An 11938-nucleotide genomic window follows, 5' to 3' on the forward strand; every position below is an offset into this window, starting at 1 on the left:
AAGCGCAGCGCCACCGGGCGATACTAATCTTACTTCGCCATCGCCTTCTCGTTCTTCGCCCGTAGCTTCTTCGCCCGGCCTTCCAGCAGCAGATAACACACCAGCGCCAGCAGCAGCGGGATAAAGTAATACAGCATACGGTAAGCGAGCAGGGCGGCGATGATTGCCCCTTTAGACGTATGTTCCCCCGCCAGCAGCGCAATAAACACCGCTTCCAGCACGCCGATACCCGCCGGGATATGAATGATCACCCCTGCGATACTGCTCACCAGCAGGACGCCCAGCACGAAGAAATAGTTCACTTCCTGGCCCAGCAGCAGCCAGATAATAGCCCCCATCGCCATCCAGTTGGCGCTGGAGATCGCCATCTGCGCCAGCGCAAACTTCCATGACGGCAGCACCAGCTTCTGGCCTTTGATGGTGGCATGGCGACGTTTGGCAAAGGCGCAGAACCACATATAGGCGGCGATAAACGCCAGCAGCACCACGCCCGCAATACGCAGCGTACCTTCGTCGATATACCAGTGGGCGGGCAGTTCCACCACGCCAAAGGTGAAGATAATGCCGCCGAGCAGAATATAGCCCAGCCAGTTCGTGGTGATACTCAGGGAGAAAATACGCGTGATGGTGCTGCCCGGCAGCCCCAGGCGGGAATAGAGCCGGTAGCGCATGCCGATACCGCCAACCCAGGTGCTTAACGTCAGGTTAAAGGCATAGCAGACAAAGGACACCAGCATCACCTGCCGCGCCGCCAGCTTATGCCCGCAGTAGGTGCGCGCCAGCAGATCGTAACAGCCGTAGAGCAGATAGCTCACCACCACCAGACCCAGCGCAATCAGCAGCGTCGTGCGGTTATAGTTGCGGATCACCTCCCAGACATCTTCCCAGTTCACCGTGCGCGCATACACCACCAGCAGAACCGCCATGGCGATAAAAAACACCCATGTCAGGATTTTTTTGGCAAGACGCCACTTCGGATGCGATTTTGCCATCAGGGTTTTACCTCAGAGTTTTCGGGAGTGACGCGATCCTGGGTTTCGATTTCCGGCTGTACCGGCGCGGGCACCTGCGCCAGCCGCGGCGTATGGGCTGGCAACCATCCCACCAGCGCCGGGAATTTACGCAGGAAGTGGAACACCACCACGTTGATGGCCAGGTTCCACCAGGTGCGCTTCGGCGCCATGGTTTCATCCACGCGCTTACAGTCATTAGCGATAATCGCGTTGAGATTCTCGCGTAGCGTCTGGTTGAACTCGCGGTCATGAATAATCAGGTTGGCTTCCAGATTCAGCGACAGGCTGAGCGGATCGAGATTACTGGAGCCGACGGTTGCCCAGTGGTCATCCATCAGCGCCACTTTGCCATGCAGCGGGCGACGACGGTATTCATAGACCTGCACGCCGCCTTTTAGCAGATAGTTGTACAGTAGTTCCGCGCCCACTTTCACAATCGGCATATCGGGTTCGCCCTGTACGATCAACTTCACCCGCACGCCGCGCCGTGCCGCATTGCGCATGGCATGCAGCAGTCGATAGCCGGGGAAGAAATAGGCGTTGGCGATGATCACTTCGCGTTTGGCATTGGCCAGCATTTTCAAGTAGTGACGCTCAATGTCGTCCCGGTGATCGTCGTTGTCGCGCCAGACAAACAGCGCCTGCGCCTCGCCTGGCGTGCGGTTTTCCTCCGCCAGATGACGACGACGCTGCTGCCACCAGCGGCGGGTTTGCGCGTTCTGCGGCAGGTTTTCCAGTTCAAATTGCAGAATATCCTGCACCACCGGGCCTTCCACCCGTACTGCGTAATCCTGTTTGGCTTCTGGTCCGTAATCGGACATATGTTCTGCAGAGTAGTTGATGCCCCCGACAAAGGCGATGGTATTGTCGATCACCACGATCTTGCGGTGCATTCGGCGGAACACGTTGGTGCGCATGCCCATCAGCGGAGGGCGCGGATCGTAATAGCGGAACACCACGCCCGCAGACGTCAGTTGACTGACAAATTCGTCGCTCAAATCCGGTGAGCCGTAGCCGTCCAGCAGCACTTCCACATCCACGCCGCGCTGCGCCGCGCGCAGGATCACCGCGTGCAGCTGTTTGCCGACCTCATCCTCAAACCAGATAAAGGTTTCGAGGATCACTTTGCGCTGTGCATGATCGATTGCATCAAACACCGCGGGATAATATTCGTCACCGTTTTCCAGAAGCTGGATACGGTTCCCTTCTCGCCAGCCACATTTCATAAATGGATCTCCGCGCTCAGCGGCGCATGATCGGACAAATGACGCCAGTTGCGCAGCGGAAGCGCCGTGGGCGCGCTGGCACTGGCATTTTTCACATAAATACGATCAAGACGTAGCACCGGGAAACTAACCGGAAAAGTACGCGCCGGACGGCCATGCGCCCGCGTAAAAATCTCTTCCAGTCCGGCCTTCGTTTGCAGGGGACGATTGGCCTTTTGCAGCCAGTCGTTAAAATCACCCGCCACCAGCACCGGCTCACCTTCCGGGAAGGCATTTACCCACTCAGCCAGCATATCCAGCTGCGCCTGCCGATGCGCCTCGCGCAGGCCCAGATGGACGCAAATCACGTGGATTGGCCGGTCATATTGCGGCGGCACAATGCGGCAGTAGAGCAGACCGCGATTTTCGCTGCCCTCCACCGACACATCACGGTTTTCATAGTGTTCTATCGGGTAGCGCGACAGCACGGCATTGCCGTGGTGCCCTTCAGGGTAGACCGCATTGCGGCCATAGGCAAAGTCGCTCCACATGGTATCGGCGAGGAATTCATAATGCGTGGTATCCGGCCAGTTCTCGACGTGTAACGGGTGTACTTCGTGCGCGCCCATCACCTCCTGGAGGCAGACGATATCTGCGCTGACAGTGCGCACCGCATCGCGCAACTCAGGCAAAATGAAGCGTTTATTAAATGCTGTGAAGCCCTTGTGCGTATTAATGGTGAGCACTTTCAAAGAAAACTGTCGGGTTTGTTGCGTCATTTTTATCCTTCCCGCGTCACTATCCTGATGAAAATAAAGTGTAGTCCTTGTCACAAAAAGATGCGGCCTTACGGATTTTTCCGTAAAGTCCGGTACTCTCAATACAGTTAGATATCCGTTAAGGAGATAAGCCATGAGATGGCAACAACGTATTCGTGTCGCAACAGGCTTAAGTTGCTGGCAGATTGTGTTGCATTTAATGGTCGTCGCAGTGCTGATAATGGGCTGGATGAGCAAGTCGCTGGTGCATGTCGGCCTGGGGCTGTGCGTGGTCTATGGCGTCACCGTGCTGCTGATGCTGGCGCTGCAACGTCACCATGAGGCGAAATGGCGCGAGCTGGGGGATTTCCTCGAAGAGCTGACCACCACCTGGTATTTTGGCGCGGCGATGATCGTGCTGTGGCTGCTCTCCCGCGTGCTGCAAAATAACCTGCTGCTGGCGCTGGCCGGCGTGGTGATCCTCGCCGGTCCGGCCATCATTTCGCTGCTGATGAAAGATAAAAACTCAGGCCACTTTACGACGAAACATCGCGTACGCCGCTGAACCTGTCGTGGCCGTTATCACCAGTAGCGGCCATAAACTTCCCCATACGATCCCCAGACTCGCATCCTTGAGATAAATTTGCTTGGTTATGTCGGTGAAATGGCGGATCGGATTCACCCACGTCAGATTCTGCAACCAGACAGGCATGTTTTCCACCGGCGACACATAGCCGGAGAGCAAAATCGCCGGCATCATAAACACGAATACGCCGATAAACGCCTGCTGCTGGGTGGCGCAGAGCGACGAAATCAACAGCCCGAAGCCCACCAGCGACAGTCCGTAAATCACCATGGTGAAATAAAACAGCAGCAGCGATCCGGCAAAGGGGATCTGATAGGCAAAAATACCGATGGCCAGCACGATGGTGGCCTGGAAGGTGGCGACGATTAACGCCGGTACCGCCTTGCCGACGAAGATCTGCCAGGTTGCCAGCGGCGACACCAGCAGCTGATCCAGGGTGCCCTGTTCCCGCTCGCGCGCCACCGACAGCGAGGTGACAATCATCACGCCGATGGTGGTGATCATCGCAATCAGAGATGGCACGACAAACCATTTATAGTCCAGATTCGGGTTATACCAGTTGCGCACCACCAGTTCGCTGTTATTCGGTTTTGGCCGATCCCCCAGCAACTCCTGCTGATAGTCTTTGACGATTTGCTGTAAATAGTTGGCGGCGATCTGTGCGCTGTTGGAGTTGCGCCCGTCGAGGATCAGCTGCATCGGCGCAGGCTGGAAGCTATCCAGATTGCGCGAGAAATCCGCCGGGAAGCGGACCAGCAGCAGGGCTTTTTGCTGGTCGATGGTCGGCTTGATCTCCTGCGGACTGTTGAGCATGAGGACGTGCGTAAAGGCTTTCGCCCGCGCAAAACGCTGGGTCAGCTCGATGGCATGTTTGCCGTTGTCTTCGTTATAGATGGCAATGGTGGCGTTGGTCACTTCCAGAGTGGCGGCAAAGGGAAACAGCAGCACCTGGATGAGCACCGGCAGCACGAGAATGGCGCGGGTTTGCGGCTCGCGCAGCAGCGATTGCAGCTCTTTACGGATCAACGTCCAGAGTCGGTGAAACATGTTTGCTCCTTAAAACGATCCTGACGACCTTGTAGGCCCGGTAAGCGTAGCGCCACCGGGCAAATCCCGCCGGGCGGCACGTTGTTTGCCCGGCCTACGTGTCCCGTAGGCCCGGTAAGCGCAGCGCCACCGGGCAAATCCCGCCGGGCGGCACGTTGTTTGCCCGGCCTACGTGTCCCGTAGGCCCGGTAAGCGCAGCACCACCGGGCAAATCCCGCCGGGCGGCACGTTGTTTGCCCGGCCTACGTGTCCCGTAGGCCCGGTAAGCGCAGCGCCACCGGGCAAATCCCGCCGGGCGGCACGTTGTTTGCCCGGCCTACATGTCCCGTAGGCCCGGTCAGCGCAGCGCCACCGGGCATAATCAATCCAGCCGCCGTTTGGTTTTCATCCACGTCAGGCCGATAAACATCGCCGCCGAGGCCACCAGAAACAGCGTATTGATCACCAGCACCGTCGGGATGTTTCCCGCCAGAAACAGGCTTTGCAGGGTACTGGCGAAATAACGCGCCGGAATAATGTAGGTCACCATGCGGATGGCGGCGGGCATACTGTCAATCTGAAAGATAAAGCCGGACAGCATTACCGAAGGCAGAAACGCGGCGTTCAGCGCCACCTGCGCGGCATTAAACTGGTTGCGGGTAATGGTCGAAATCAACAGCCCCATGCCGAGCGTGCTCAGTAAAAACAGACTGGTGATCAAAAACAGTATCAACAGCGAGCCGCGGTAGGGCACGCCCAGCACGAACACCGACACCAGCATGCACAGCAGCATCGCCAGCATGCCGAGAAAATAGTAGGGGATCAGCTTGCACAATAGCAGCTCGCCGCGCGTCACCTCGGTGGAGAGCAGCGCCTCCATAGTGCCGCGCTCCCACTCCCGCGCCACCACCAGCGAGGTAAGAATTGCGCCGATCACCGTCATAATGATGGTCACCGCGCCGGGAATAATAAAATGCTGGCTGATGGCCGCCGGGTTAAACCAGTAGCGCATCTGCACGTCGATCAGCGGTTCAAAGGTTTCCCCACGATCGCTGGCGCGCTGGGTCTGCCACAGCTGCCAGATGCCCTGCACATAGCCCTGCACAAAGTTGGCGGTATTCGGCTCGCTGCCGTCGGTGATCACCTGCACCGGCGCATCATCGCCGGGGCGCGCCATTTTTTCGGCGAAATCCACCGGGATCACCACCAGACCGCGAATGCGTCCCGCCTGCATCATTTCAATCAGCTGCGGACGGCTGTTGCTGATGGTGGCGTCAATATAGGGGGAGCCGGTCATTGCATGGGTGAAATCCAGCGCCTCTTCGCTGCGCTGCTCAAGCAACACGCCGACGCGCAGCTTGCTGGAATCAAGGTTAATGCCGTAGCCGAAGATAAACAGCAACAGCAGCGGAATGACAAAGGCGATCAGCCAGCTACTGGGATCGCGCACGATCTGCCGCGTCTCTTTCACGCACAGCGCGCGCACCCGCCGCCAGCTTATAGCGGAACTACTCATTGGCGTGCTCCTCGTCCCAGTCGTTGATCAGGCGGATAAACGCCTGCTCCATGGTCGGATCCGGCTGCTCCTCGTCGGCGGCCTGCGCTTTAAGATCGTCCGGCGTACCGCTGGCGATCAGCTTGCCGCGATACACCAGGCCAATACGATCGCAGTACTCCGCTTCGTCCATAAAGTGCGTGGTCACCATCACGGTGACGCCTTTTTCCACCATGCTGTTAATGTGCAGCCAGAATTCACGGCGGGTGAGGGGATCGACGCCGGAGGTCGGCTCATCCAGAAACAGAATATCCGGCTCGTGCATCAGCGAGCAGGCCAGCGCCAGCCGCTGCTTAAAGCCGAGCGGCAGAGAGTCCGTCGCCTGTCCGGCCAGCGTTTTCAGGCCGAACGCCTCGCTCATACGGTTGATTTTCTCCTCCTGCGCCCGCCCGCGCAGGCCATAGACGCCGGAGAAAAAGCGCAGGTTCTGTTCAACGCTCAGGTTGCCGTACAGCGAGAATTTTTGCGCCATATAGCCGAGATGCTGCCGCGCTTTGCCGGAGCTGACTTTCAGATCCATCCCCAGCACCAGTGCTTTACCGGACGTCGGCACCAGCAGGCCGCACATCATTTTAAAGGTGGTGGATTTCCCCGCGCCGTTCGGCCCGAGCAGGCCGAAGATCTCCCCGCGCTTCACGCTGAAATCCACGTGATCGGTGGCGGCGAAATCGCCGAATTTTTTGGTAAGCTGTTGCGCTTCGATCACCGTTTCGTCCGCGCTGCCAGTAACGGTGTGCAGAATAGCGCCGAGCGGGGATTCTGACGCCCCCGCGCCGCCGAGCAGGTCGATAAAGGCATCCTCAAAGCGCGGCGCGGTTTCAGCGATCTCAATGTCCGGCATACCGGGCGCCTGGCGAATGTCATCGGCAGTGGCCTCTTTTTTGAGGATCAGGCGTACCGATTTGCCCTGGATCATGCCGTCGCTCACCTGCGGTAGCTTCAGCGCGCGCTGCAACAGACGACGGTTATTTTCCTGCGGGCTGTGCAGCAGAAAACTGCGTCCGGCGATGGTTTGCGTCAGCGCTTTTGGCTCGCCCTGATACAGCAGTTCGCCTTCGTTCATCAGCAGCACATCGCGGCACTGTTCCGCCTCGTCCAGATAGGAGGTGCTCCACAAAATCAGCATGCCGTCCCCGGCCAGCTCATGCACCATCTGCCACAACTCCCGGCGGGAGATAGGATCGACGCCGACCCCCGGCTCGTCCAGCAGCAGCACTTTCGGCTCGCCCACCAGCGTGCAGGCCAGCCCCAGCTTCTGCTTCATACCGCCGGAAAGTTTTCCCGCCAGCCGCCCGGTGAAGGGGCCAAGGGCCGTAAATTCCAGCAGCCGGGCAAAAGTTTGTTTTCGCGCTTCGCCGGTGACGCTGCGCAGATCGGCATACAGATTGAGGTTTTCCATCACCGTTAAATCTTCGTACAGGCCGAATTTTTGCGGCATATAGCCCAGCACCGCATGCAGAGCGCGGTCGTCCTGGACAGGATCGAAGCCCAGCACCCGCGCTTCCCCCTCATCAGGCTTCATCAGCCCGGCCAGCATCCGCATCAGCGTGGTTTTGCCCGCGCCGTCCGGCCCGACCAGGCCGGTGACGTAGCCGGAGGCGATCCCGCAGTCCAGCCGCGCCACGGCGGGCTTGTCCATCCCGGCAAAGCGTTTAACCAGGCCGCTTAACTGGATCCCGTCATTACTCATGCGCCGCGGCATCCTGGAAGGTGGCGGTGATCGGCATCCCCTGGCGCAGGTTATCGTCGGCATCGGTGACGATAATGCGCAGGCGATACACCAGGTCGGTGCGCAGATCCGGCGTCTCGACGGTTTTCGGCGTGAACTCCGCCGTTGGCGAAACAAAGCCGATTTTGCCGTGATACGGCTTATCCGGGCGGCTATCGGTATAGAGCAGGATTTCGCGGCCAGGTCGCGCCTCGCCGAGGCTCTGTTCATTGATATAGGCGCGCACCCACACCGGGCGGGTGAGGGACAGGGTTAACACCGTGCTACCCGCATTCAGCATACTGCCCGGCTCCACGGCGCGGGTCAGCACCGTGCCGTCGGACGGCGCCACCAGCGTGGTGTCATGCAGATCCAGCTCCGCCTGGGCCAGCTGCGCCTGTGCCTGTTCAAGGCCCGCTTTCGCCTGGGCGATTTCCTGCGGCCGGTTCCCGGCGCGGAACTGGCTGAGCTTATCCTGCGCCGATTTCAGGCTGGCCTGCGCCTGATCCCGTGACGAACGGGCGTTCTCCAGATCGTTGGCGGAGATCACCCGGCTTTTCCACAGCCCCTGCTGGCGCTGATAAAAGTTTTGCGCATAGTCATAGGCCGCGCGCGCCTGATTGACCGCCGCCACCGCCTGGGCGATCTCCTCATCACGGTAGCCCGCAATGGTCAGATCGTATTTCGCCTGCGCGGTGGAGACATTGGCCTTCGCCTGCAACAGCGCGTTCTCATAAGGGGCGCGATCCAGCACGCCGAGCGTCTGGCCCGCTTTCAGCCGGTCCCCTTCATCGACGTTCAGCGTCTGCAAACGGCCGCCGACGCGAAAGCTGAGATTCACCGTGCGAATATCCACGTTGCCGTACAGCGTCAGCGGCTGATCCTGACGGCTCTGATACCACAGCGTGCCCGCGCCGATAACAGCGAGCACCGCCACCATCGCCAGCGCGATAATCACCGGTTTTTTCATGACTCCTGACTCCTTAACGTTAATCCTTCGAGGATAAGATCGAGATGGCAGCAGATGACTTCATAGATTTGCGCGCACTTCCCGGCGTCAAACGCCTGCCAGCCTGCGCGCAGTAAAATGGTTTCCCGTCCGAGACGGAAGGCGAGGATCTCGCCGAGCAGGGCGTGAGTGTGCAGAATCGTGCGCGTATCCCCGGCGTCGCGCCCGGTAAAGGCGGCGATCAGGCGCGTTAAATGGCTGTGCAGCGGATCGATCACCTGCTCATGGATCAGATGATAGGCGCGGGTGGGGGAGAGCTGCTCCCGGGAGATAAATTTGCTCAGCGGCAGGGTTTCATCTTCGGTCAGCAACTGGATCATATTGTTGCAGGCGCGGAGGATCAGCTCGCGGATGGCGGCTTTATCCGGTGCGGGCTGCGCCAGCAGACGCTCGGCGGCCTCGGCATGGGCACGGAAATTCTCGCCGATAAAGTCGGCAATCGACTGGGCGCAGGCGAGGTAAAGATCCTCTTTCGAACCAAAATAGTAAGGGATGGCGGCAATGTTTTGCCCGGCCTGCGCGGCGATCTCACGGGTGGTGGCATTCAGGCCATACTCACCAAACTGCGCCAGCGCTGCTTTGATCAGCAGGCCTTTTGCCTGTTCGCCTTTACTGGTTTTCAGGGATGCATTCATGGCGTCATTAAAAATTAATCAATCGATTGATTAACATTATGCTTGTTTTTTGACCTTGTCCAGTACAGTGATTTATTTTGCTGACAACCGCCTTCGGGATAATTTATGCGGTATGTCACAAAAGCTGCTACACTCCGCCTCTTCATGACATTGTGGTTTTTGTCATCCGTCACGTTACTGATCTCCCTGAAAACTACACCGGTAACGGTCGGGGCGGTTCGGAGTTGTTATGTCTTTTGATGAACTGGGTTTAAACCCTGAGATCCTGCGCGCCGTTGCCGAGCAGGGCTACCGCGAACCTACTCCTATTCAGCAGCAGGCCATTCCGGCCGTGTTGCAGGGGCGCGACCTGATGGCCAGCGCTCAAACCGGTACCGGCAAAACCGCAGGCTTCACGCTGCCGTTACTGCAGCACCTGGTGAACAACGAGCCGCACAGCAAAGCCCGCCGTCCGGTGCGCGCGCTGATCCTGACGCCAACCCGTGAGCTGGCGGCCCAGGTGGGCGAAAACGTCCGTGAATACAGCAAATACCTGAATATCCGCTCGCTGGTGGTCTTCGGCGGCGTGAGCATTAACCCGCAGATGCTGAAACTGCGCGGCGGCGTGGACGTACTGGTGGCGACACCGGGACGCTTACTGGATCTGGAACACCAGAACGCCGTGAAGCTCGACAGCGTGGAGATCCTCGTGCTGGACGAAGCAGATCGCATGCTCGACATGGGCTTCATTCACGACATCCGTCGTGTGCTGGCGAAGCTGCCGAAAAAGCGTCAGAACCTGCTGTTCTCCGCCACCTTCTCGGATGAGATCAAGGGTCTTGCGGAAAAGCTGCTGCATAACCCACTGGAAATCGAAGTGGCGCGTCGCAACACCGCCTCTGAGCAGATCACCCAGCACGTTCACTTTGTGGATAAAAAACGCAAACGGGAACTGCTGTCACAGCTGATAGGCCAAGGCGACTGGCGGCAGGTGCTGGTGTTTACCCGTACCAAGCACGGCGCGAACCATCTGGCGGAGCAGCTGAACAAAGACGGCATCCGCAGCGCGGCGATCCACGGCAATAAAAGCCAGGGCGCACGTACCCGGGCGCTGGCTGATTTCAAATCCGGCGATCTGCGTGTACTGGTGGCGACGGATATCGCCGCCCGTGGACTGGACATCGAAGAGCTGCCGCACGTGGTGAACTATGAACTGCCAAACGTGCCGGAAGACTATGTGCACCGTATTGGCCGTACAGGCCGTGCTGCCGCCACCGGCGAGGCTCTATCGCTGGTGTGCGTCGATGAGCACAAACTGCTGCGCGATATTGAACGTCTGCTGAAAAAAGAGATCCCGCGTATCGCCGTACCGGGCTATGAGCCGGATCCGTCCATCAAGGCGGAACCTATTCAGAACGGTCGCCAGCAGCGTGGCGGCGGCGGTGGACGCGGGCAGGGCGGCAATGGCCGCAGCCAGCAGCCACGCCGTAACGACAGCGCAGCGCCTGGCGCGCGCCGCAGCAGCGAAGCAAAACCGGCCGGTGAAAAACCGCGTCGTCCGCGTCCGCGCAAACCGGCGGCCCAGTAACCGGAACGCCCTCTCCTGCGGGAGAGGGAAAATCCGCGTTGTCACTTTGTCAGCGGATCGCTAACATACGCTTCACTCTGTGCGGAGCGCTCTGATGATCGATAAACATTCTGCCGTCCCGGTATATTTACAGCTTGAACAGTATCTGACCCGCCGTATCTGCGCCGGTGATTTACGTCCGGGCGACGTCATTCCGTCGGAAAATGAACTCTGCCAGCAGTTTTCGGTGTCGCGCATGACGGCGCGCAAAGCCGTGGATTATCTGGTGCGTCAGGGAAAAGTCGAGCGCCGTCGCGGGCAGGGCACCTTTGTCGCCCATCCGAAAAAAATCCTCCGCATTCCGTTACCTCTCGATCGTCATCTCTCCTCCAGCGAAGCCACGCTCGGTCTTGAAGAGCCGGTGATAAACCGCCTGATCTGCCTGTCGCGCCAGCCTGCGCCCGGCGATATTGCCGACAAGCTGCAATTGCAGGCCGGGGAAGAGGTCTGGTTTATGAAACGCCTGCGCCTGCTGGATGACATCCCCTTCGTGTTTGAGCAGTCGTGGATGCTGCTCGCCCCGTTTCGCGATCTGAGCGAAGCCGATCTCAACGCCTCGAAATACGCTTACATCAGCCGCAAGGGGCATACCGTCGCCCGCTCAGAAAAAGAGATCCGCGCCGAGCTGCCGTCTCAGGACGTGCGGGATATGCTCGGTATTAATCGTGACGAACCCGTACTCCATGCCACTTCCGTCGCCTGGCTTGCGGAAGGCATTCCCTTCGAAGTTTCTGAAATCTATTACAACCAACAGCATTACCGCTTCACGCTGACCGCTGAACGGCCGTAAATAACGGCGAATTTGTGATCCATCTCTGGTTATAAAATAAGTGGGCT

At 58.8% G+C, this 11938-nt stretch carries 11 protein-coding genes; 3 read left to right on the top strand and 8 right to left on the bottom strand.

The features are described 5' to 3' along the window. Positions 1-29: 29 nt before the first annotated feature. From ACQUTD_RS18470 to ACQUTD_RS18480, 3 genes are read right to left on the bottom strand one after another with little or no spacing between them, the layout of a single operon-like run. A complete protein-coding gene (locus ACQUTD_RS18470; protein WP_321987163.1) occupies positions 30-992 on the bottom strand; it encodes a lysylphosphatidylglycerol synthase domain-containing protein in 963 nt (320 codons plus the stop codon). Beyond that, complete coding sequence (gene clsB / locus ACQUTD_RS18475; RefSeq protein WP_072567899.1) at positions 992-2239, bottom strand: cardiolipin synthase ClsB; 1248 nt, start codon at positions 2237-2239, stop codon at positions 992-994. The genes ACQUTD_RS18470 and clsB overlap by 1 nt, the downstream gene beginning before the upstream one ends. Further along, the gene (locus tag ACQUTD_RS18480) at positions 2236-2997 is read right to left on the bottom strand and encodes an endonuclease/exonuclease/phosphatase family protein (protein WP_072567900.1); all 762 of its coding nucleotides are present in this window, start codon (positions 2995-2997) and stop codon (positions 2236-2238) included. The genes clsB and ACQUTD_RS18480 overlap by 4 nt, the downstream gene beginning before the upstream one ends. Positions 2998-3130: 133 nt before the next feature. Between ACQUTD_RS18480 and ACQUTD_RS18485 the strand changes: the two genes are divergently transcribed. Then, positions 3131-3541: a YbhQ family protein gene (locus tag ACQUTD_RS18485; protein WP_321987164.1), complete on the top strand. Its 411-nt coding sequence runs from the start codon at positions 3131-3133 to the stop codon at positions 3539-3541. Here ACQUTD_RS18485 and ACQUTD_RS18490 read toward each other — a convergent pair. The 5 genes from ACQUTD_RS18490 to cecR form a co-directional block, all read right to left on the bottom strand. Continuing rightward, a complete protein-coding gene (locus ACQUTD_RS18490) occupies positions 3503-4609 on the bottom strand; it encodes an ABC transporter permease (RefSeq protein ID WP_072567902.1) in 1107 nt (368 codons plus the stop codon). The genes ACQUTD_RS18485 and ACQUTD_RS18490 overlap by 39 nt on opposite strands. Before the next feature lie 361 nt (positions 4610-4970). After that, positions 4971-6104: an ABC transporter permease gene (locus tag ACQUTD_RS18495; protein ID WP_318363587.1), complete on the bottom strand. Its 1134-nt coding sequence runs from the start codon at positions 6102-6104 to the stop codon at positions 4971-4973. Further along, on the bottom strand, positions 6097-7833 hold the full coding sequence (locus tag ACQUTD_RS18500; RefSeq protein ID WP_473276980.1) for an ATP-binding cassette domain-containing protein: 1737 nt from the start codon (positions 7831-7833) through the stop codon (positions 6097-6099). The genes ACQUTD_RS18495 and ACQUTD_RS18500 overlap by 8 nt, the downstream gene beginning before the upstream one ends. Then, positions 7826-8821, bottom strand: coding sequence for a secretion protein HlyD (gene hlyD, locus ACQUTD_RS18505; protein WP_072567905.1), 996 nt, complete (start codon positions 8819-8821; stop codon positions 7826-7828). Before hlyD ends, ACQUTD_RS18500 begins: the two co-directional genes overlap by 8 nt. Next, positions 8818-9495 carry a transcriptional regulator CecR gene (cecR, locus tag ACQUTD_RS18510; protein ID WP_072567906.1) on the bottom strand — a complete coding sequence of 226 codons (678 nt, stop codon included), beginning with the start codon at positions 9493-9495 and terminating at the stop codon, positions 8818-8820. The genes hlyD and cecR overlap by 4 nt, the downstream gene beginning before the upstream one ends. Before the next feature lie 229 nt (positions 9496-9724). Here cecR and rhlE point away from each other — a divergent pair, with 229 nt between their 5' ends. Together rhlE and ACQUTD_RS18520 are read left to right on the top strand one after the other, a co-directional pair. Then, on the top strand, positions 9725-11062 hold the full coding sequence (gene rhlE, locus ACQUTD_RS18515; protein WP_318363585.1) for an ATP-dependent RNA helicase RhlE: 1338 nt from the start codon (positions 9725-9727) through the stop codon (positions 11060-11062). Between the two features lie 94 nt (positions 11063-11156). Beyond that, positions 11157-11891 carry a GntR family transcriptional regulator gene (locus tag ACQUTD_RS18520; protein ID WP_318376523.1) on the top strand — a complete coding sequence of 245 codons (735 nt, stop codon included), beginning with the start codon at positions 11157-11159 and terminating at the stop codon, positions 11889-11891. Positions 11892-11938 lie beyond the last annotated feature (47 nt).

Source organism: Enterobacter sp. K510 (genome assembly GCF_055804875.1).

What these genes read in the sequence shown, in the direction of transcription:
- ACQUTD_RS18470 (WP_321987163.1), bottom strand. Translation starts at nt 992, where the DNA reads ATGGCAAAATCGCATCCGAAGTGGCGTCTTGCCAAAAAAATCCTGACA.
- clsB (WP_072567899.1), bottom strand. Translation starts at nt 2,239, where the DNA reads ATGAAATGTGGCTGGCGAGAAGGGAACCGTATCCAGCTTCTGGAAAAC.
- ACQUTD_RS18480 (WP_072567900.1), bottom strand. Translation starts at nt 2,997, where the DNA reads ATGACGCAACAAACCCGACAGTTTTCTTTGAAAGTGCTCACCATTAAT.
- ACQUTD_RS18485 (WP_321987164.1), top strand. Translation starts at nt 3,131, where the DNA reads ATGAGATGGCAACAACGTATTCGTGTCGCAACAGGCTTAAGTTGCTGG.
- ACQUTD_RS18490 (WP_072567902.1), bottom strand. Translation starts at nt 4,609, where the DNA reads ATGTTTCACCGACTCTGGACGTTGATCCGTAAAGAGCTGCAATCGCTG.
- ACQUTD_RS18495 (WP_318363587.1), bottom strand. Translation starts at nt 6,104, where the DNA reads ATGAGTAGTTCCGCTATAAGCTGGCGGCGGGTGCGCGCGCTGTGCGTG.
- ACQUTD_RS18500 (WP_473276980.1), bottom strand. Translation starts at nt 7,833, where the DNA reads ATGAGTAATGACGGGATCCAGTTAAGCGGCCTGGTTAAACGCTTTGCC.
- hlyD (WP_072567905.1), bottom strand. Translation starts at nt 8,821, where the DNA reads ATGAAAAAACCGGTGATTATCGCGCTGGCGATGGTGGCGGTGCTCGCT.
- cecR (WP_072567906.1), bottom strand. Translation starts at nt 9,495, where the DNA reads ATGAATGCATCCCTGAAAACCAGTAAAGGCGAACAGGCAAAAGGCCTG.
- rhlE (WP_318363585.1), top strand. Translation starts at nt 9,725, where the DNA reads ATGTCTTTTGATGAACTGGGTTTAAACCCTGAGATCCTGCGCGCCGTT.
- ACQUTD_RS18520 (WP_318376523.1), top strand. Translation starts at nt 11,157, where the DNA reads ATGATCGATAAACATTCTGCCGTCCCGGTATATTTACAGCTTGAACAG.